Source organism: Candidatus Erwinia haradaeae (assembly GCF_900698965.1).
Lineage (GTDB): Bacteria > Pseudomonadota > Gammaproteobacteria > Enterobacterales > Enterobacteriaceae > Erwinia_E > Erwinia_E haradaeae_A.
Map to the genome: position 1 here is coordinate 630075 of NZ_LR217725.1, position 22928 is coordinate 653002.

The 22928-nt window shown below is 33.3% G+C and carries 14 protein-coding genes; 5 read left to right on the forward strand and 9 right to left on the reverse strand.

What is annotated here, in order from left to right:
* Positions 1-97: 97 nt before the first annotated feature.
* Positions 98-952, reverse strand: a complete 855-nt coding sequence (gene kdsA / locus CIPSTX3056_RS02025) for a 3-deoxy-8-phosphooctulonate synthase (protein WP_072666293.1) — start codon at positions 950-952, stop codon at positions 98-100.
* 894 nt (positions 953-1846) lie between these two features.
* Between kdsA and tyrS the strand changes: the two genes are divergently transcribed.
* On the forward strand, positions 1847-3124 hold the full coding sequence (gene tyrS, locus CIPSTX3056_RS02030; protein WP_072666294.1) for a tyrosine--tRNA ligase: 1278 nt from the start codon (positions 1847-1849) through the stop codon (positions 3122-3124).
* A gap of 839 nt (positions 3125-3963) precedes the next feature.
* On the opposite strand, the gene CIPSTX3056_RS02035 is transcribed toward tyrS, so the two are convergent.
* The 4 genes from CIPSTX3056_RS02035 to lolB form a co-directional block, all read right to left on the reverse strand.
* Positions 3964-4725 carry an MlaA family lipoprotein gene (locus CIPSTX3056_RS02035; protein WP_072666295.1) on the reverse strand — a complete coding sequence of 254 codons (762 nt, stop codon included), beginning with the start codon at positions 4723-4725 and terminating at the stop codon, positions 3964-3966.
* A gap of 1387 nt (positions 4726-6112) precedes the next feature.
* A complete protein-coding gene (locus CIPSTX3056_RS02040) occupies positions 6113-7060 on the reverse strand; it encodes a ribose-phosphate pyrophosphokinase (RefSeq protein WP_125918799.1) in 948 nt (315 codons plus the stop codon).
* Positions 7061-7364: 304 nt separating this feature from the next.
* Entirely contained in the window at positions 7365-8240 is an 876-nt protein-coding gene (gene ispE, locus CIPSTX3056_RS02045; RefSeq protein ID WP_072666297.1) for a 4-(cytidine 5'-diphospho)-2-C-methyl-D-erythritol kinase, read from the reverse strand.
* 8 nt (positions 8241-8248) lie between these two features.
* Entirely contained in the window at positions 8249-8884 is a 636-nt protein-coding gene (gene lolB, locus CIPSTX3056_RS02050) for a lipoprotein insertase outer membrane protein LolB (protein WP_083595504.1), read from the reverse strand.
* Between the two features lie 1783 nt (positions 8885-10667).
* Between lolB and prfA the strand changes: the two genes are divergently transcribed.
* The gene (prfA, locus tag CIPSTX3056_RS02055; RefSeq protein WP_072666298.1) at positions 10668-11753 is read left to right on the forward strand and encodes a peptide chain release factor 1; all 1086 of its coding nucleotides are present in this window, start codon (positions 10668-10670) and stop codon (positions 11751-11753) included.
* Complete coding sequence (gene prmC / locus CIPSTX3056_RS02060) at positions 11753-12583, forward strand: peptide chain release factor N(5)-glutamine methyltransferase (protein WP_072666299.1); 831 nt, start codon at positions 11753-11755, stop codon at positions 12581-12583. The genes prfA and prmC overlap by 1 nt, the downstream gene beginning before the upstream one ends.
* Before the next feature lie 38 nt (positions 12584-12621).
* On the opposite strand, the gene secF is transcribed toward prmC, so the two are convergent.
* The 3 genes from secF to tgt form a co-directional block, all read right to left on the reverse strand.
* On the reverse strand, positions 12622-13569 hold the full coding sequence (secF, locus tag CIPSTX3056_RS02065) for a protein translocase subunit SecF (RefSeq protein WP_083595517.1): 948 nt from the start codon (positions 13567-13569) through the stop codon (positions 12622-12624).
* Positions 13570-13579: 10 nt separating this feature from the next.
* Positions 13580-15415 (reverse strand): protein translocase subunit SecD, encoded by a 1836-nt coding sequence (secD, locus tag CIPSTX3056_RS02070; RefSeq protein ID WP_072666300.1) that lies wholly within the window; start codon positions 15413-15415, stop codon positions 13580-13582.
* Positions 15416-16246: 831 nt separating this feature from the next.
* Positions 16247-17365 (reverse strand): tRNA guanosine(34) transglycosylase Tgt, encoded by a 1119-nt coding sequence (tgt, locus tag CIPSTX3056_RS02075; RefSeq protein ID WP_072666301.1) that lies wholly within the window; start codon positions 17363-17365, stop codon positions 16247-16249.
* 575 nt (positions 17366-17940) lie between these two features.
* On the opposite strand from tgt, the gene ydiK reads away from it, so the two are divergent.
* Positions 17941-19032 (forward strand): AI-2E family transporter YdiK, encoded by a 1092-nt coding sequence (gene ydiK, locus CIPSTX3056_RS02080; RefSeq protein ID WP_232037535.1) that lies wholly within the window; start codon positions 17941-17943, stop codon positions 19030-19032.
* 223 nt (positions 19033-19255) lie between these two features.
* Here the strand turns inward: ydiK and CIPSTX3056_RS02085 are convergent, their stop codons facing one another.
* The gene (locus CIPSTX3056_RS02085; RefSeq protein ID WP_157883606.1) at positions 19256-19963 is read right to left on the reverse strand and encodes a phosphatase PAP2 family protein; all 708 of its coding nucleotides are present in this window, start codon (positions 19961-19963) and stop codon (positions 19256-19258) included.
* Positions 19964-21237: 1274 nt separating this feature from the next.
* Here CIPSTX3056_RS02085 and ribA point away from each other — a divergent pair.
* The gene (gene ribA, locus CIPSTX3056_RS02090; RefSeq protein ID WP_072666303.1) at positions 21238-21828 is read left to right on the forward strand and encodes a GTP cyclohydrolase II; all 591 of its coding nucleotides are present in this window, start codon (positions 21238-21240) and stop codon (positions 21826-21828) included.
* Positions 21829-22928: the final 1100 nt, after the last annotated feature.

Here is a 22928-nt window from a genome sequence, read left to right on the forward strand (position 1 = left end):
AAATTACTTCTTTTAAAGATCGTTAAGAATTCTTTTAAAGATCATTAAAAATGATATAACATATAACTTATAATTAATTTTCAATAGCGGTTTCTTTTTAGTGACTAGTATCTATATTCGTAAAACTTTTTACTAAATCATCAATGGCTTTCATTTGTACTAAAAAAGGCTCTAGCTGATCAAGTGGTAGCGCAGATGCTCCATCACATTTTGCTTTCGATGGGCATGGGTGAGCTTCAATAAAAAGACCTGCAATACCTACTGCAAGGCCAGCACGAGCTAATTCACATACTTGGGATCTCCTTCCGTTAGAGGTTTGACTCATTGGAGAGCGATATTGCAGGGAATGCGTCACATCAAATATAACTGGATTATTTTTAGAGACTCGCTTCATAATGTTAAAACCCAACATATCAACTATAATATTATCATAACCAAAACTTACACCGCGATCACATAAAATAACATTTTCATTACCTCCTTTAGAAAACTTATGTACAATGTTGCCTACTTGATTTGGGCTAAGAAACTGTGGTTTTTTAACATTTATGACGGAGCCGGTCTTTGCCATTGCACTAATCAAGTCAGTTTGACGCGCAAGAAAAGCGGGTAACTGAAGAACATCTACTATATTTGCTACTATCTTTACCTGATCTACTTCATGTACGTCTGTCATAATGCCAACTCCAAAACTATTCTTGATATCTTGGAAAATTGTCATGCTTTCTTCGAAACCTAAACCACGATATGAAGCAATAGAAGACCGATTAGCTTTATCAAAAGAGGCTTTAAATACATATGGGATGCCAAGTTTTTCTGTTACTCTAACATAATGCTCACAAACATGCATCGCTAGATCGCGCGATTCTAGAACATTCATTCCGCCAAATAATACACTGGGTAAGTTATTTGCTACCTGAATATTACCAATATTCACAATTTTTTGTTTCATAGTACCACCTATTATATGTCGGGGAGTAGGCTCTTTTAACAAATGCTAATTGAATGTCGTTATATAAAACTGGGATTATTTTATGATATTATGCTAATCTAATATACGTACTTATGAAAGCATCTAGATGTACAATATAAGTGTCTGTTCTGATAGATTGCAAATCTAACGGATGATTATATAGTAAGCAATTGATGCCACCACCATAAATTTTAATCTTACTATCTATCTCACATAGAAATACACGCTAGATATTTTAGTTAAGATATTTTTCAAATACTTACATACCTCTTTAATCTAGTAATAATGATCGTATCAGATACTTTTATTTAAGAAAACAATACAATTAATGATGTTAATTAATACATTAAACACTATGATTATATTTGTATATAAGCAATCTAAATATTTTGTTTTATATCAGAAAGGAGTTATCTTTAATGTTATGTACAATACAGATGACCATAGTGTGATGTTAAGACTCACTATTTACTCAATATGATCTAAGTATTGGACAAATGAGCTTTAGATTACTTAATTAGTCAGTTACTAGCGTGCTTAATTACTATCTTCATGCATGTTATAGTCTATCCATTTTTAGAAGATTACTCATTTCTGACGATTGATTCTTGCTGTATAGTATTGTGAAAGCTTCGTACATAATAACCAGATTAGTAAAATTAGACCTGATCACAACAGAGTTCAAATGTATATCAGCTTATATTACTTAGCATAATGACTGATCTCTAGTAATCTACACTGTAGATCTCCCTTACTGTCAAGGCTCTAATATTCATATTCACTAACAATATTTCATGGATAGACAAGATAAAAGTAGTATGCAGATATTATGAATAAGATAGGTCTGATATAGATTGTTAAATGGAGTTTAAAATGCCTAGCAGTAATCTCATCGAACAATTAGACGAAAGAGGCCTAATTAACCAGATCACCGATAAAAACGGCTTACAAAAACAATTAGAACAGAAATCAGTAACACTTTATTGTGGTTTAGACCCAACTGCCGATAGTTTACATGTTGGGCATTTAGTGCCGCTACTATGTTTAAAAAAATTTCAAAATGCAGGTCATAAGCCAATAATATTACTGGGAGGAGCCACTGGTCTAATCGGAGACCCAAGCTTTAAAACAGATGAGCGTATGTTATGTAACGCGCTGGATGTAGCTAGATGGACAGAAATAATTCATTTTCAACTTTCTCGTTTTTTAGATTTTTATTCTGAAAATAATCGGGCCATTGTAGTAAATAATTATGAATGGTTTCATTCTATGACCATGCTCACGTTCTTACGTAACATTGGTAAATATTTTTCTATTAACCAAATGATTAACAGGGAGGCGGTAAGAAAGCGTTTAAATCGTAATCACCACGGGATTTCTTTTACTGAATTTTCCTATAATCTGTTACAAGCATATGACTTTGCTTACTTAAACAAACATCATAATGTGATCTTACAGATTGGTGGCTCAGATCAATGGGGAAATATCATTTCAGGTATTGACCTTACTAGAAGAATCAATCAGAAACAAGTTTTTGGTTTAACACTACCTTTACTGACAAAATCCGATGGAACTAAGTTTGGTAAAACTTCAAATGGAACTATATGGTTAGATGCAAAAAAAACTAGTCCATACCAGTTTTATCAGTTTTGGATGAGCACGTCAGATTCTGATGTGTATCATTTTTTAAAAATTTTTACATTGATGAGCATTCAGGATATACACGAATTACAAAATGAGAATAAAAATCGAGATGACGCTCCCTCTGCTCAAACAATATTAGCTGAACTAGTAACTAAGTTGGTACATGGAGAAGAAAGTCTCACTACAGCACGTCGGATTACAAAGAGTTTATTTTCTGGGCACATCACAGAATTAACAGAAAATGAAATTCACCAAGTACTAGAAGACGGTGTCACAAAGATTATCCTGAAGGAAGCGCAAGATTTACAACAGGCACTAGTAAGTTCTTTGCTTGCAACCTCTCGAGGTCATGCAAGGCAGTTAATTTCTGCTAAATCTATTAGCATAAACGGTAATTTACAGACTAATACTCAATATATCTTCTGTCAATCAGATAAATTATTTAATAAATATACTTTCTTGTGCCGGGGAAAGAAGCACTACAGTATCATCACTTGGTTAATATAACTTGTATTGTAATAGCTGTGACACTATGAATCATCTCAATTTTTACTACAAAATGCTGTAGTAAAATTAAATATTTGACTAGTTCGTCATTTTAGTATCTCTTTAGCTATTCTGTAGCATACAGAATAGCTAAAGAGATACTGGCCTTCACTAATAAAACGCAAAGTAATGAGTTTTTATAAAATTATAAAACCTAGCAATAAGCATTACGATCTGAATCATAACGCACTTACAGATCTTATATTTAATAAGGTTGTCTGTTGTCTCTGTTAGTAATCATCCATATACTACATGTTTACTATATGTTTTGTATATCCTATCTAGTCAATTTTACGCGCTGCGTTCACTAACCCTGAAACTCACTTTTAAGGTAATTTATTTTATCTAAACTGTATTGACAGTATGGCAATACTAGAATCATCATATCAACCAAAAGTACTCTCAATATACTAAATCTTTCTTTAGTCCCAGAAAGTATATAAAAACAACTGTTATACTGAAAAATTTGTAAAGAAAAACCTCTATTTAATTTATTATAGAATGTGTACTAATTTAATAGTAGTACTCTACAGTACTGTACCAAACGCCTATGATATATCTTATTTGCATGCTTAGATTGTAATCTGTATTACAAATACATTTTCTAGATAGAAGTTACTTCTATAGCAGAATATGCAATAATATATGCTTGATAATCTGTTAAGAATATTTATTAAAATGCGAATTAAACTATACCACTATGGAAAAATTTTATTTAATTTCTTTTAAAGAAATGCTATATGTTTATGATAGTATTTGCTCTTACTAAGAGCTATCAACAAGATCAGATTGCACTTATGTTACGAATCAATTTCACTCATGATGTTCTGCATAACTGATTCATCTAGATGGTCTTTAGGAGCTAAACTGACATCTTTAGCTAAGAAATCATGATATTGAAAATAAGCTTCTCTCATAAATACATAAGGATCTTTTACCTCTCTTGTAATGTCGTCATAATCTAAGAGCTGAGCGCGAGTCTCAATACCTTCTACAAACCACTGTCCAGCAGACATCCACCATGTAAACCAACTATATGGTAAGTAAAAATAATCTACAAGTTTACCTAGATCTTCACGGGGTGTAAAGCCTCCATAAATAGGAATAACTATATAAGTACCATAGCAAACTTCATAATGACCTAATGTGTTACCAAATGTTCGATGCTCCTCTTTGGCTAATTCTACATTAGCCATGCTTGCAAGATCAATTAATCCGCCCATACCTAATAAAGTATTTAAAAGCAATCTACTGAAATGCAAGCCTGCCTTATAAGGATTACCTTCAAGTAAATAGTTTACTATTGAGCTAGGCTCACTAAGATTACTAGTAACATTGTTCAAGCCATGACGAATAGGAATAGGCAAGGTATCCCGCCATAATAACGCTAATGGACGCATGATGTACGGATCTAAAATAGAATAATTCCAATTAAAAATAGTACGGTTAATACCCTCTAATGGGTCTTGATGTTCAACAGGAATTTCACTCTTGACGGGCGCACTCATGCAACCTGTCAAGAAGATGCCTGCAAACACTAATATTGTGATCTGATAGCTCACAGAGTACTTCCTTTACGCAAAGGAACCAGTTGTGCTGAACCCCGGTCCTAAACTAATGATTCTAGATCATACATATTAATACCTATTAACACTAAGTTAAACTATGATTTTATCTGTAGTGCATATAGTGCTATCTCTATTTTGTAATATACCTTATAAATCGATGCATATCGAAAGTCAAACCATAATTTCAGATATAAAAAAACTCGACATGTGACGCAAACACTATCTTTTTTGATGTATAAATATCTTTTTGATACTTAAGGCAATACTTCATATTACAAGAAACATTAATGATTTTTATACCATTATATAATTTTGAGTATATTCTCTAGTTATCACGAAATCGATTTGAGAATCAGGATCATCATATAATATCACGTAAGTTTTGTGTACATAGCGGATACTGTATTACAGTTTAAGGGTTTAAGAATGTAAGAAGCCATCCACGTTATATGATGTAGGATACATTCTGTATGTTAGAATGTATAAAGCATACTCAATTAATAACCATTTTCTATTAGGCTATTTTATCTTTAGGGGTTCAAGGTACTAATCATTTAAAATCAATAAATACTTCTCATTCGACTAATTCAATGATTTATTTTAATATTCAGTACATCATCCATGTAAATAATATGAAAAATTTCAAAAGTAATAACAACTAGATGACCCGACATGCTCTTCTTATACACAATTTGCTGACGATAATATATATGGTGATTCTATTAATCACGGCGTGTACTATTGAATATCGCATTATAGTTTATATACATAATACATGTAAAAATTAATCATCATTCGATGACGTATGTATTTCAGTGATTCATAACGATCATTTGCAGTAGTCGCTAATTTATATGCAGCACACCTTACAAGGTATAGTACATCTTGTGCTATAGTATCTTGATGATACGAATCATAAAGAACATTGATGCTTTATACAATATACACATAGTCTGTATTGTTCTAGATTGTAGAGATATAAAACTCTAGTGTACATAACAACCTATCTCAATAAATCAAAATTGCAAAAAACACTAATGATATTTATAATATAAAGCACACACGATCTAGCGAACTATTTAGAATATATGTACTAATGCATGTATTAAAAACATATTTCAGCTGGTTATCATAGTGAAAATTGATTTAGGCATAACAAAACTCTTAGATTGGAGAGATCTTAATGTTTGACTCTTAACAGTAGTTGTTATATGCATCCTTAATGTTCAATACAAACAAAGAAGTATACTCGCAAAATCGATACAGAGCGTACATCCCATAAATAAAATACATTATAAAGAACCTCACCTCATATGAGTCTATTTAATATGGACTGATCTAGTATTATGAGTAATTTTACTCAGACAAAATCAAGAACCCCTTAATACTCAAACATTGCTGAAATTGACTCCTCATTACTAATACGACGAATTGCTTCAGCTAACATACCTGATAACGTCAGAGTACGTACGGTAGGTAGCGCCCTAATCTCTTCAGGTAGTGGAATCGTATCACACACTACCACTTCATCAATCATTGAATTTCGTAGATTATTCACTGCGTTGCCTGAAAAAATTGGATGAGTAGTGTATGCAAAAACACGTTTGGCTCCTCGATATTTAAGAGCTTCTGCCGCGTTACATAAGGTGCTACCAGTGTCAATCATGTCATCCACTAATACACAATCACGCTCTGCCACGTCACCAATGATATTCATTACCTGCGATACATTGGCACGAGGACGACGTTTATCAATAATAGCCATATCTGTATCGTTAAGTAATTTAGCCATAGCACGCGCTCTTACTACTCCACCTATATCCGGAGAAACTACAATAGGATTTTCCAAACCAATTTGTAACATATCTTCTAGAAGAATAGGACTACCAAAAACATTATCAACCGGTACATCAAAGAACCCCTGGATCTGTTCAGCATGTAAATCCACAGTTAATACGCGATCCACACCAACACTAGATAAAAAATCAGCAATAACTTTTGCAGTAATGGGAACACGAGAGGAGCGTACACGACGATCTTGGCGTGCATAACCAAAGTATGGAATTACTGCAGTAATTCGACCGGCAGAAGCGCGACGTAGAGCATCAACCATCACTATTAATTCCATTAGATTATCATTAGTAGGAGCACAAGTAGACTGGATAATAAAGATGTCATCACCACGTACATTCTCATTGATTTGAACACTCACTTCGCCATCGCTGAAACGACCTACAGCAGCCTTGCATAGTCCACTTTGAAGACGATCTGCTACGCGTTGTGCTAATTCTGGAGTAGCATTACCAGCAAAAAGCTTCATGTTAGGCACAAGAAAAACCTCAAGTTTGCAATCTAGTAAAATAAATTAATCCAAGTAGCATACTGCTTTGACATTGTCTTTTTTGAGATACAGGGTAGATGAAAATACCATGTAAACGATAAACGCATGTGTTTACTTGCTTTATTGACTGTTCCTTGCAAATTCAATTAACAATTAATCATCAAAATTTATGAGTTATCAAAAGTTATTTTTTGTCAATAATAGTCAATAAAAGATGTACGCTATGATTCTATCAGAATAGACAATAGACCCCCTAATTTAATTAACATTACTTCACTCTACTTACTGTCATTTAAATGTTTTGTTCGATGAAGCGCGACATAACACTATGGTATAATACGGAGAGGTTGGCTCCGCGAGCAACAAACCCTGTCCACCTTTCAGGCACCCGATTTAGTATCTGACGAGCTAAGATCTCAGTATCAAATACTGCAAACACACATGAACCTGTTCCAGTTAAATGTGGGCGAGCATACAGCATCACCCAAGACATTAGTTGTTCAATTTCATTACAATGATTTCTGACAACAGCCTCACAATCATTATAAAATGTGCCCAATAATAACTCTTGCATCTGACGACAGGGTGTATTTCTGGTAAGATAAGGGTCGTTAAAAATTTGATAAGTACTAGTACTAACACCAGGGTAAATCACTAAGTACCATTTTTTAGAAAGTACTATTGGAGTTAGACGCTCACCAATCCCCTCAGAAAAAGAAGATAAACCGTAAATAAACACTGGTACATCAGCACCAAGTTGCAACCCCAAAGCTGCTAGTTGTTCTACACTAAAATTTGTATGCCATAAATAATTAAGCGCCACTAAAACAGTCGCTGCATTCGATGAACCGCCACCTACGCCACCACCAATCGGTAATTGTTTGTCTATTTGTAAGGTGGCACCAGCGTTGTGAGATAATGCGCCATATGATTTTGCCTGATCCCGTAATAATTTTGCTGCGCGGATAATAAGATTGTTTTCGTCTTTGACACCAGGAAGAGATTTTAATAATGTAAGTTCACCACTATGATTATTCTCCACTAGGAGTGTATCCCCATAATCGAGAAATTGGAATAAAGTTTGCAGATTATGATAACCATCGGAGCGTCGACCAACAATATAAAGAAATAAATTTAACTTTCCCGGAGACGGCCATTTAGTGATCATGGTTATTCCTATTGATCTATTTTTAACTTAATCCGTTGCTTTCCTTGATACAGCTCAATGTGAGAAGGCATCGCTGGTTTATCGGGTGCTTTTCGATATCCTAAGTAAAAAATATGTAACTGAGTGCTTGATATACCAAAGCTTAATTCACGCAAATGAGACTCTGAATCGAGCCTAAAATCGGTAGAGGCCCCAGGTAGCCCCATAATCCACTGACTAAAATTTTTTAGTGAAACCATGATTCCAGTTAATTGAAATATTATATATTCTGCATATTTCTCGCTCACCACGCATTTCCTGTCCCTGGTATGAATATAGACAAATTGATCCTTTTGTTCTAATTGGAGCTCTGTCATACCTAATAGATTGCTCAACAGAAATTGATAGTGATGAGGAGATATTTGTTTCCAGTAAAAACGGGCAAATAATTTCTGATTATTAGAGTATAAGAGTAATGTACCATGCACTTGATACTGGGTAAGTGCTTTAACTAAATTCTGGTGATGGTTCCATTTTGGATTTGTATTAATTTCACTTACGGCTTCTGTTTTTAAGTAAGGGCCTTGGCTACAGGCTAGTAACAATATATACGAAAGATAAATCAATTTCTTAAACCGAGCATACGCCAATAATATTGACAACATTATCCAGTGAGATCCTTAAAAGAATCAGTTCAGTACGATTAATATGTTCACCATTGATATGAATTCAGTGCACTAACTTCATAAATAGATTAATACATGCACACTTTTCTTGCTTAATCGCTTGTTGCATAAACCACGTCAGCTCTATCAATAAATTCGGTGTTTTACTGATGGATCGTGATGATGTGCCTTAGTCTTAAAATACATTAGAGATGTATCATTAAGTTATCATAAAAGTTATCATAAGATATTTACACTGACTTCGTATCAATCCTAAAAAATTAGAAACTCTTATGCTATAGTTACTGAGGCATCAGATGTTATCCGTTTCATGCTTCAGTGCATCATATCGTGCGGCTCTCTGAAAAAAGAATTTCAATAACTACTTCAAATATATTAATAGATATATATTATGTCGTAAGGTATGAATCAGTTGATTGCCAATATTATCATCATGATGAGAGTTCTACTCTATTATAGAAATTAATAGAATATCGGATATATCCAGCACTAAATCAGGTAAATTCTCAGTGTACTTACAAGGCCTGATCTTAATTTAAAAATGACGAAGTAATGAGTAAGAAAACAAAATTTATATCATAAAAATGATTTTCTGCGCAAGATCTATCTCAAAAGAAAAATAGGGAATGATATTAAATTTTTGCTCTCTATGTTATAATCAATAACAACGTAAGTTTCTGCTATTTATTCGAGCATACTATCCTATTTCATCACATACTGCTTTGATCAAAAGACAAGACTGACTCATATAGTGTCTGGGAATCTTCTTTGCTATCTATTATGAAGATAAAATTTAGATACTTTCGGAGTAAAACGTCGCACATAACTGCTCTTAGTTAAGCCAGAGAGAATAATCAAGCAACGTACCATCATACATGTATCACAACTATATTTTAAGTAGTATATTAAACGATAAGCTAAATAGCTATTTTTTGCACCATATACAAGATACAATTCACAATTTTTGTATGAACAGATTATAGATATCAATACAGACCACTTACGAAAATAAATTTAAAATAAGAAATTACACTTATTCATTAGGCTAATGACAACCGCAGCTATTTACTTTAAAATAGTATCTTGATATAAAGTCAGAGAGTCATACTGGAAGCACATTGATATCATAATGATTATTTGTAGCAGTAACGCTTGAGTAGCTTGATCTTATATAAAATATATAATGCTTACCTCTTGCTTTTGAATAATAAATCATGAATGCCGCACAAATATATAAAATTAATTTATGAGGTCACTCATCTTTATATTCAATCTCAGATATATCTATCCAAATAGTCTCTAATCATAGAGAAAAGTATATCTAAAAGTTTAGATATAATCTTGATTTGAAGAAATGTTCAGAGTATATTATATTTTCAGTATAGAAAGGATTCTTAAAAAACTATGACCCCCTTGAAAACCAAGTATCATCATTTCCTAGCGCCATAGAAAAACTAACGATCCAGTTCTTGTACTTCTAAGAAGTGCGTCATGACTTATTATTGATAACGCGAAAATATCTCAAAATTACTCTATCACTTATAATAAGCACTACCTTAAATTAAGATCCTCACGCTCAATTAGTATACTATTTACGTTAAAAATTCTTTTATACTAATTAATACGTTATATAGCATAAAAGAACATTAGAAGAACAGATCTAATTTTTAGATACAAGGTCACTCAACGTTGTTTGTTTTGATATATATATTCTATGATTATCTTAATAAAAAAATCAGATTGATAGGGTATTATTATAAATATGAAGCTCTCCATAATATCTAAATTAGAATCGTTACAAGACCGCTATATAGAGCTTGAAATGATTTTAAGCGATTCTACTATAATTTCTGATCAGGAGCGTTTTCGTACACTATCCCGTGAATATTCACAGTTAATAAATATTAGTCAATATTTTCATAAATGGAAAAAAAACCAAGAAGAAATTAAAAATTCTCAAGACATGATGCTCGATCCTGAAATGCACGAAATAGCACAGGAGGAGTTACAAACATTACATAAAATTAATAACTATTTGGAGCAGCAGCTATATATTTTACTTTTACCTCAGGATGAGAATGATCAACGCAATTGTTACTTAGAGGTACGTGCCGGCACTGGCGGCAATGAAGCAGCAATATTTGCTGGTGATTTATTCCGCATGTACAGCCGTTATGCCGACTCTCAGTGTTGGACGGTTGAAATTATAAGCGCTCATGAAGGTGAAATTGGTGGTTATAAAGAAATAATCACTAAAGTAATTGGAAAAGGTGCTTATGGACGCCTTAAATTTGAATCGGGGGGGCATCGTGTACAACGTGTACCAGATACTGAATCTCAAGGTCGCATTCATACCTCATCATGTACCATAGCAGTAATGCCTGAACTTCCAGAAATTGAGCGTTCAGTCATTAATAACAATCAATTGAAAATTGACACTTTTCGTTCTTCTGGAGCCGGAGGACAGCATGTGAATACAACTGACTCAGCAATTCGCATTACCCATCTTCCGACCGGAATAGTGGTCGAATGTCAAGATGAGCGCTCTCAGCATAAAAATAAAGCAAAAGCTCTTTCGGTTCTCGCTTCACGCATATATAATGCAGAAAAAACTCGTTGCCAGCAGACTACAGCATCTACACGACGGAGCTTGCTAGGTAGTGGTGCTCGATCGGATCGTAATCGCACTTATAACTTTCCGCAAGGAAGAATTACTGACCATCGTATCCAATTAACGATATACTGTTTAGATGATGTGATGGCAGGAAAGCTAAATACCCTGATTGAACCGATCATGCAAGAACATCAAGCAGATCAATTAACCGCTCTTGCTTCTGAGAAAGACTAATGAAGATAAGTAACTGGATGAAGATAGCAATCCAGCGACTTGCGCGCAGTGAAAACCCAAAGCGAGATGCAGAAATTCTATTAGGGTTCGTAACAGGTAGATCTAGAAGCTGGTTGATTGGTTTTGATGATAGCGTTCTCTCACCTTGTATTCTTACAAAGCTTGAACAATTCCTAGTGCGACGCTCCTCCGGAGAACCAATCGCATACCTTACTAAAGAACGTGAATTTTGGTCTCTTCCATTACATATCACATCCGATGTAATGATCCCTCGCCAAGATAGTGAGATTTTAGTAGAAAAAGCATTAATTCACCTTCCGGTTAAAGGTTGCCACATATTAGATCTAGGAAGTGGTAGTGGGGCGATAGCATTAGCTATAGCCAGTGAACGTGCAAATTGTTCAGTATTAGGTATTGACTGCATGTCTTCTGCTGTGAGATTAGCTACGTACAATGCCAGTAAGTTAGGCTTAAAGAATACTGCTTTCATCTTGGGCAGGTGGTTCTCTACGGCAGGAGATCAGAAGTTTGCTATAATTGTGAGCAATCCACCTTATATGTGTGGTTCTGATCAGCATCTTCTGGAAGGAGATCTTCGCTTTGAACCAAAGCACGCACTAGTTTCTGGTGATAATGGGCTATCTGATATTAAATTAATTATAGCAGAATCAGGCAAGCATCTCATACCTGGCGGATGGCTTCTATTAGAGCACGGTTGGAAGCAAGCTAGCATAATTAGGAATATCATGAATAAAAACCAATTTCGTGAAATATCAACTTTTCAGGATTATAGTGGTAATGATCGTGTTACTTTAGGACGTTATCTTTAGAATAAAGATAACATCAAAATGGAATAAAAATTTAGAAATTACTCTTCTGTTGCTTTACCTTCTTTATTATGAGTGAAATGACTTAGTTGCATTCCTAGCTGCAAAGCTAAAGCAGAAGAGGTATAAATAGAAGAAACTGTACCAATGACAATACCAATTAACATAGTTAATGAAAAACCCCTCAACATAGTACCACCAAAAATAAATAAAACTAATACCATCATTAAGGTTATAATCGAGGTGATTATTGTTCGGCTAAATGTTTGTGTTATGGAAAGATTAGTAATATAATAAGAAGAAGAGTAAGAGCGTTTACGGCAGTTTTCACGAATACGATCAGAAACTACAATTTTATCATTTAAAGAATAACCTATTACTGATAGTAACGATGCAATAATAGTAAGATCTATCTCTATTTGAAATAGAGATAAAGCGCCAATAGTAAGAATTAGATCGTGCATTAAAGCCAGAACAGTGCCTGAAGCCAACCTCCATTCAAAACGGAATGTAATATATAAAAAAATCGCTATTAACGCTGAAAGTAAAGCTGCACCTCCTATTATGAGTAGTTCGCTATCTACACGAGGACCCACAAACTCAATACGCTTCACGATAACTTTTTCTTGAGTGAAACTCTGAATACTGTTGATAATTTGACTTCTTACAGCAGTATCATGATACTTTTCTTGTAAAGGTACGCGTATTATAAGATCATGACTGCTACCACAGTTTTGTACTTGTATTGCAGTAAAACCGTCTTGTTTAAATCTACTGCGAATACGATCTAAATTAGCTGGTTTGTCAAGAGAAACTTCAATAACCGTACCACCAGTAAAATCTAGGCCCCAATAAAAATCACGCGTACTAATCATTATTACTGCTAATATCAATAAGAATCCAGAAACAGAAAACGCTATCTTATTCCAAGACATAAATTGTATCACGTTTTCTCTATAATCCATATCTTTACTATAATTCTGTCCCAACATATCCCCCTCAAATGGATAATTTATGTATACGTTTTCCGCCATATATCAAATTAATTATCGCACGCGTGCCTACCAGTGAAGTGAACATAGAAGTAGCTATACCAATTCCAGTAGTAATTGCAAAGCCTTTTATTGAACCAGAACCAACTGCATATAAGATAATTACTTTAATTAGCATTGTTATATTAGCATCTAGAATACTTGAAAACGCTGCTTGGTAGCCTACGTCAATAGCCTTTTGTATAGATCTTTGATTACGCAATTCCTCTCTAATACGTTCGTTAATTAGTACATTAGCGTCTACAGCTACTACTAGGGTTAAAACAATACCAGCAATACCTGGCATGGTTAGAGTAGCGCCCGGTAGTACTGATATAATTGCCACCATGAGTATTAAATTAGCTAGAAGCGCACAAGTAGCTGCTAACCCGAAGATTTTATATCGCATAATCATAAAAACAATAGATGCGACAACACCGCACACACAGGCAGTAACACCTTGTTTAATATTTTGTAATGCCAAACTTGGACCAATAATGCGTTCTTCTATAATCTGAATTGGAGCACTTAAAGCACCAGCTCGTAGAAGTAACGTTAGCTGCCGCGCTTCTTGTGGATAAGAGATTCCGCTAATACAAAAAGAACTACCGAATGAGGACTGAATACGTGCTAAATTAATAATTTCATCATGCCTTTCTAAAGCAGAATGACTATTTATATCTCTTTTGCTGCGTTCTCTATATTCAGTAAAGATAGTCGCTATTGCTTTACCTATATGTTTCCTTGTAAAGCTAGACATGATATTACCACCTGAATTATCTAGTAAAATATTCACCTGTGGTTCATTATATTCATTGGTACTATAGGTGGAGTCTATAATATGATCTCCAGTTAAGATAGCTTTTTTATATACAACTACTGCTTGTCCATCACGTGTTTCTTTTAATTCCGAGTCATCAGGTATGACTCCGTTAGCATCACTCATAGTATTAACTAAACGAAATTCTAACATTGCCGTAGCACCAAGGATTTCTTTAGCGCGAGCAGTATCTTGAATACCTGGCAGCTCTACTATAATACGGTGCTCTCCTTGTCTCTGCACAAGAATATCTGCTAAACCTAACTGAGTAACGCGATTTCGCAAAATATGTATGTTTTGCTGTAGTGCATACTCGCGAGCAGTTTGTATGCGCTGGTCGCTTGCCCTGACTGTTAAGAGGTGACCGACATGTTTTTGAATAACCATGTCAGAATGACAAGAAACTAGATATTTAATAAAATTATCACAAGATACCGTATCACGAAAGCGTAATAAAACTTCGTATTGATTGCCCTTCAGCAGATTAATATAGGGCATACCTTGCATAGTGAGAGTTTGTCGCAGTTTGTCTAGGATATTATCTTGTAATTTGCTCATTATGGTATCCATGTCCACATCCACAAGAAAATGAACACCACCACGTAAATCTAGGCCGAGCTTCATTGGATTAGCAGATAGCATAGATAACCACTTGGGTATTGCTGGGGCAAGATTCAAAGCAACAATGTAATCTTTTCCAAGAAGCCTAGTAATTACTTCGTGCCCTTTCAACTGCAGATCAGTACTTATAAAACGTATTAAGATATCGTCAGAGCCCAAAATAACAGATTTACTTTCAATATTTTTTTGTTTTAAAGCGTTTTGGATCTTAGTTAGAATATTTTTGTTCATAATCTTTTTACGCGCGCTAGTAATTTGAATAGCTGGATCTTCCCCATATAGGTTTGGTAGCGCATATAATAGACCGATGAGCAATGTCAGAATTAGCATTAGATACTTCCATAACGGATAACGATTTAGCATGGAAGCTCCCTTAAGGAAAAATAATTACATGTTGTGATTATTGTTAATGTTAAGATAAAATATGGTTGCATGTTATGCGTGCCATATGATCATTAGAGGTTAGTCATATATATTATATTATATTTCTTTTTTTAGTAAAATTACTATATCTCAGGGTGTATCGAGTTTATAAAAACATTTCTTTGTACTACATTCTGTACTTTTACTCATGCTATTCCTCATTAAAGGCATAGCAGTCTTTCTCGGCATGATTTTCTGTAATTTCTATGGCCTGAGCAGCACAATTTAAATTATCAGATCTTATATATCGTAATTAGTCTAACATCTTGTTTCTAGAGGAAGACATGCCTACAGCATTGTACAAGTTATTGATTTATATCAAATGCATAACTTTTATTTGTATATCTTTAAGTATATCAACTGCGATTGAAGATCGAGTTTCTTAGTTTTTATTTATCACATCCTGTAATTCGACATCTAATTAAGTTCTCTATTCTCTTTTATTTAGACCCACTTGCTATTCTTCTTCTGTTCTGAATAACTATCTAATAATACCACTCGTCAGGCCTTTGATAATAATACTCAAATCATTTTTGATTGATCGTATACTATTTTAGTATCTTTAATAGTTATAATTTTTGGTAAGTATCTTTACGCTTGCTTCAAAATTCAGGATTACACTGAGTTTGCGTTAAATTTTATCATAGACTGCGAGTTTGCTAGTGCATGATTTAGTCTATGAGGCGGATGATTGTATACTCTCTAGATATCTTTATGTAAGATGTATGCGCTGCAAACCATAATCATTTATTCGAAAATCTAGCGAACACCTTAATTATGGTATGAAACGTAACTAGTCTTATCGTAAAAATGATTAATAAATTTTTTTAATTTGCCTTCTGAAATCGCCTGACGCATATTTAACATCAGGTTCTGATAATAATGCAAGTTATGGATTGTATTTAAGCGTGCACCTAAAATGTCATGACAACGATCTAAATGATACAAATAAGAACGACTGTAATGTTTACAGGTATAGCAAGTACATTCAGGGTCAAGTACTAATGTATCATTTTTATATTTGGCATTACGAATATTCACTACACCATTAGATACAAAAAGACATCCATTACGGGCGTGACGGGTAGGTACTACACAGTCAAACATATCCACACCACAAGATACACCCTGAACGACATCCTGAGGTTTACCAACACCCATTAGATAACGAGGCTTTTCCTGGGGCAATGCTGAGCAGGTATGTTCGAGAATATAATACATTTCCTTCTTGGGTTCCCCAACAGCTACACCACCTATAGCATACCCATCAAATCCAATATCCAATAAACCTTGCACTGATAGCTCTCGTAAATCTTCATACATACCTCCTTGAACAATACCGAATAATGCATTGGGGTTACCTAAAAAATTAAAATAATCTCGACTACGTTGTGCCCAGCGCAGTGACATTTCCATAGAATGTTTACTGTAATGCCAAGACGATGGATACGGAGTGCACTCATCAAAAATCATAGTAATATCAGCATTGAGTATATACTGTATTTTCATGGATGTCTCCGGATCAAGAAAGACAAAGTCACCATTAATTGGATTACGGAAGTGAACTCCTTTTTCAGTAATTGTATTGATTCTTCTCAAGCTAAAGACTTGAAACCCCCCCGAGTCAGTGAGAATTGGGCCTTTCCAGTGCATAAAATTATGTAAATCCCCATTCTTTTTTATAATTTCAAGCCCAGGGCGCAACCATAAATGAAACGCATTGCTAAGAATGATATGTGTACCTGTCTCTTGAAGATCTTCTGGCGTCACCCCTTTTATTGCTCCATAGGTTCCAACTGGCATAAATGCTGGCGTTTCTACTATACCATTTTGAAAAATTAATTGACCACGACGAGCATATCCATCAATAGTATCTAGCTTAAATTTCACTTTACCTCCAATCACATGCTACTTATGAACGAATGGCAATATACTTTTAATATATGCTATTAGTACTTGATGTGTATATTATCGCTTTTGTATTCCTAAAATAGAATGATTAATATTGCATATTCCAATCCCATGGATATATTCCATATATATAACGTTATTAGACGCTAGATGCGTACTTGAGTGCATCTATAGTGTGAAAATTTTTAGATTTTACACATCACAAACCTGTTCTGCTCAACTTATTAAGTGAAAGGATTAAATAAATAGTACCTTTTTAAGGTTTATGGCTTTGATTAAGCATTTTACTTAGTATTGTTGTGTTCTTTTTCTTACAGAAAATCATGTTATATCCAATGAACATACTATATCTGATATCATCGAATTATATTAGTTCTAATAATTAACCAATATAAATCACTTGAGAGTAATAACAATACTGAATATAATTAATATTAGAAAATCAGTATATGTTTTATAAATTGCACGTTCTGTTTTGATAAAAGAAGTATAATATTGAGCCTAAAATAATATTTTGCTTAGATGTTTAAAATTATGGTTTTTTAATGAAACACATGCCAAAACATAGAGATTTACCAGATATCACACTCTCACTGTTATTTATTTGTCTTATGAGTATTATGTGTTTATGGATACTAAAACCATTTATTATTAGTTTTACCTGGGGTAGTATGATAGTTATTACTACCTGGCCTCTGTTTCTAAAAATTCAACGTGTATTATGGAAGAAGAGATTACTAGCCGTTTTAGTGATGGCATTAACTTTGATTTTAGTATTTATCATCCCCATTATCCTGCTAATTAACAGTGTAATTAAAAATAGTAGTCTCCTTATGATTTGGTTAAATACTAGGCATTTTGAAAGCCCTCAATTGTATTGGTTAAACACCATTCCAATAATAGGGCAAAAATTTTACTTATATTATCATGATCTAGTTGATGCTAGTGGTAAAACACTACTTGCACAGCTACAACCATATGCTGGTCGTACAACTAGTTTTGTTTTAAGTCAAGCTAAGCATTTAGGTCGTTTTATGATACATTTAGGACTGATGTTAACTTCTAGTGTATGTCTCTACTGGTATGGTGATAAGATAGGGGAGAATATCCAATGTTTCGCTGTTACTGTTTCACCTAAGTATGGTCAGTCTGTGCTTGTACTAGGAATACAAGCGATAAGAGCTGTGTCTTGTGCGATAGTTATTACAGGATGCGCACAAGGGTTACTAGGTGGTATTGGTTTAAGTATATCAGGTGTTCCTTTCGCAACTATTCTAACCGTAGTAATGATTTTTTCATGCTTAGTTCAGCTAGGATCTCTAATTGTATTAATTCCGGCAATAATTTGGCTATACTGGACAGGTGATAATACTGGAGGAACAGTATTACTTATCTGGAGTGTTCTACTAAGCGCTTTAGAGACGGTCATGCGTTCATTTCTAATTAAAAAAGGAATAGATTTGCCTATAATATTAATCCTTGTCGGTATTATTGGGGGTTTACTTTCTTTTGGTATGATTGGGCTATTTATAGGTCCTGTAGTTTTATCAGTATCCTATCGATTTATCCTTTCTTGGATAAAAAAATATCCTATATTCTACGATAACGATAACATTCTGATCGATCAGAGTAAAATGAAAAAATAAAACCATTATCTAGTTACTTTTAGACGGTTTGCTTTTAGACGGTGTTTAACCCCGCAGACCTATCATAAATAGGTAATTAAGAAATCACTTAATCAGTAATTTACTCATGCTATTTATAAAAACAATTATTCAAGATATATGTGATCAATAGATTAATCACACTATAACGAGTAAAATGCAAGCCTAAATATTCTAATGGCATTATCTAAATCTGATATTGCTTTTATTTTTTAATATTATTAAGAGATACACCTCTAATATAATGTAGTAAAACGGTTGCTAGAGTAGCTATCAACCAGCTAAGTATAATGGCAGCTAACAAATCCCTTGGCCAGTGCATGCCTAACAAAAGTCGACTAGCCATGACAGCCACAGCCCAGCTGATTAGAATAAAGACAGAACAATAGCAATGACGTGACCAAAGAAGACCCGCCCCTAATAGTGCCCAGGTGGTAACAAATAGTGTATGCCCAGAAGGAAAAGAGAATTTACTTGCAGAAACCCAGTGATGTATTAAACAGGGCGGGATATTTATGTTATTAGACAGACCTTTATATAGTTTTTCTTGAAGCAGTTCTTCTTGGCACTCTGAATACTGTGGGTCACGATATGGACGTATTTGCATGGAGTAATTATCAGAAATCCATACGTCATAAGGACGAAGTGACTGAACTTGATTCTTTAATAGACTTTTTACACTCTGTCCAAAACATAAAACAGAAGTTAGAAATACTGATAGTAATAACATCGACTTCAAGCGAAATCTTAAGCAAAAGGAAAAATAACTGCAAAGAAAAATATTAGTTAAAATAATCCAAGGATATGTCGCAGATTCAGTAATCCAGAATACTAATTTAATGTTAGAACCCATATTGATGGGTTGCCATCGCCATCCAGATAGAACAACTGCTATCGGTACTAATAGTAACATCAACGTAGTTATAGTAATATATTTTAGAGTTTTTATCACAAAGACCTTATTATACATAGACTTACAAGATGTAATCTCATTTCGTGGAAATGATTAAAATTTGAAATTATATAAAGATTTCAATCTTAAATAGTTTTATATCATATAGTCTTTCTAGATAATGACATAATTTTATTTAAAATATAAAATTCATACATGATCGTATCATACCATTGTATTATACAGAATATACCAATCTACTTTATAAGTACATGCTGTAATTCTTGTTATTGGTCATAATATGATATAATAAACTGCAGTTGGCAGCGGATTAAACGCTATTATTATTTAATATCTTACCTAATAATTATAAAGATATATTAGATAACAGAGGGAATGAATATATTCAGATTTTCTAATATACTACATATCTATAGTATCTTTTAAGGTATTGATATATGCATAAAAATTAAATTTATCTATTTTCTTAGTTTGTAATCATGTATCAATCGATAGTTATGTCACGACATTATCAGAATAATTATTTTTATAATGTAGAATAATTTAATATAAATATATATAAATATACATATTGCTAATTAAAATCTTAAGAAACAACACAATTATGACAATTCTTATCATCAAAACCACAAGATAAGTAAAATTTACATTAATCACATTGATATATATCATATTTTTTATCAAAGATAAAAACATCATATTATATTTTATAAATTTATAAAAAACATAACAGCTGTATCTAATCAAGCTGTTAATGGTTCATAGATAAAGAGACCAAGCCAACATCTAAATATATGAATTATCGTTTATTATCTCTATACCACTATCAGAAGTGAGGTAATACTAAATCAGGTAATACTATATTAAGATAATGTATAAAAATAATCTTCTTATTCTTTGCATAAAAAGTAAGATAAGCTCATAGACTTACATTATAAATTTAATTATGCTTGACTTATTAACAAGATAAGGTAATTCATTTGATATCTAAAATATCCTGAAGATTAATAGTTGATGTAATATTTGATAGTTCTTTCTTATTGGAGGTGTATATCTTGACATATATTAACATAGAAATATGAGTTATTACTCATATAACAGTAATACCCATGTAGATCCACAGAAGATCTGTATTATCAAATATATATGATATTGATGCTGAATAAAACTAGTAATTTTAAAAACAGAACATGGTTTATTAATTATTGAGTATTGTTTATGATTAATACCTACACAATAAATCCGCGTAACATTAAGATTCGATAGGGATGTATATGCAACTTAGACAAGTGGCAGAAGCCAATCTCCCTACGCCTTTTGGAGATTTTCTTATAGTTGGTTTTGAAGAACTAACTACTAGAAGGGACCACATCGCTTTAGTATTTGGTGATATATCTAACACACAGTCTGTTCTAGCGCGTGTTCATTCAGAATGTCTGACGGGAGATTCGTTATTTAGTCTCCGGTGTGATTGTGGTTTTCAGCTAAAGGAAGCAATCAAGCAAATTGCTACACAAAAAAATGGCGTGTTACTTTACCACCGCCAGGAAGGGCGCAATATTGGGCTATTAAATAAAATACGGGCTTATACTCTTCAAGATAAAGGATACGATACAGTAGAAGCCAATCATCAATTAGGTTTTGCAGCTGATGAGCGTGATTTCACTATATGCGCAGATATGTTTAAACTATTAGGAGTGCATCATATTCGACTATTGACGAATAATCCTAATAAAGTTAACAAACTCACTGCGGCTGGCATAAAAGTCATTGAGCGCGTACCTTTAATTGTTGGACGAAATCCTAACAATACTCATTATTTAGATACTAAGGCTATCAAACTTGGACATCTTTTCTCGCGATAAACAGTTTTTCTTTACTTTATTAAGAGCAGGAGATAATGTTTGGATGTAAGTAACAAAAATGTATATACTTGATTAGATTTTTATGCTATTTACTACGCATCTTTATAGCAGCATCTAAGTACAAGCGTGATATGTTATTATCGAAGATGTTATTATTAGTAAATGGATATCAATAGAAATCGAAAACCCACAAAAATTAAGACAATATCCAATTCTTGGAGACTGTTAGTCTTTTCTGTAATATTCAACTATTACTATTCAATAGTATATCTAGTAGACGACTATTCTGTTTCATAGCTTATTTAGATCAAGATTCTTTCTAAACAAACCTTCCGTACTATATCATTGAGAATGATAAGATCTATCGATCTTTAACTATGCTTAATGTAACTGCACCTATTTAGGCATTTTATAAGAATAATTTTTATGCTGAATAACGCATGTACTAAACCTATCACTATTCAGATAGGACAAAACTTGATCAAGTTCTGTCTCTGATGTACATTCTGCCATAATACGAAATGTATTCTATAGAAATAACTATTAGCTTTAATTAGAGTATCTATCGTGTTCATCATTGTATAAAACTATACTAGTAAGAGGATTTAAACTAAACTTAATGTCAATTCCCAGCACAAAATTATTGTGAATCCATACCATATCATAAATAATCGTGATCAGGCGTTTTATTACCTATATAGTAATGAATATTAAATAACATAATGAAGCACCAGAACCAATGAGATAGGGTTGATATATTTTACGAAACACTATTTTATTTAAATAAGCTAGCAATCAGTGAACCATGCTACGCCTATGTTATGATGCATAACACAGGATGATTGGTGATAGTGATATCCTCAATACAAGATGTATGTGTGATAAGTAAGATCACTAACATATTATCTTGCTAAGATAATATGTTAGAAAACTATACAATAAGGTAGGCTTAGCTAATACTAAGCCCATAGGAATGGATGTTATATTTGAATACTTCTTGTTTATGAAACCATAAATTGTTTGGTGAATCATTCTACCATGATTAATCTTACTATAAATATGCATGTAATGATATATCATTAATCATGATTAATGATTAA

Bases quoted from the DNA above. Each gene is read 5' to 3' on its own strand.
- kdsA (WP_072666293.1), bottom strand. From the start codon at position 952: ATGAAACAAAAAATTGTGAATATTGGTAATATTCAGGTAGCAAATAAC.
- tyrS (WP_072666294.1), top strand. From the start codon at position 1,847: ATGCCTAGCAGTAATCTCATCGAACAATTAGACGAAAGAGGCCTAATT.
- ispE (WP_072666297.1), bottom strand. From the start codon at position 8,240: ATGATCACTAAATGGCCGTCTCCGGGAAAGTTAAATTTATTTCTTTAT.
- lolB (WP_083595504.1), bottom strand. From the start codon at position 8,884: ATGTTGTCAATATTATTGGCGTATGCTCGGTTTAAGAAATTGATTTAT.
- prfA (WP_072666298.1), top strand. From the start codon at position 10,668: ATGAAGCTCTCCATAATATCTAAATTAGAATCGTTACAAGACCGCTAT.
- prmC (WP_072666299.1), top strand. From the start codon at position 11,753: ATGAAGATAAGTAACTGGATGAAGATAGCAATCCAGCGACTTGCGCGC.
- secD (WP_072666300.1), bottom strand. From the start codon at position 15,415: ATGCTAAATCGTTATCCGTTATGGAAGTATCTAATGCTAATTCTGACA.
- ydiK (WP_232037535.1), top strand. From the start codon at position 17,941: ATGCCAAAACATAGAGATTTACCAGATATCACACTCTCACTGTTATTT.
- CIPSTX3056_RS02085 (WP_157883606.1), bottom strand. From the start codon at position 19,963: ATGTTACTATTAGTACCGATAGCAGTTGTTCTATCTGGATGGCGATGG.
- ribA (WP_072666303.1), top strand. From the start codon at position 21,238: ATGCAACTTAGACAAGTGGCAGAAGCCAATCTCCCTACGCCTTTTGGA.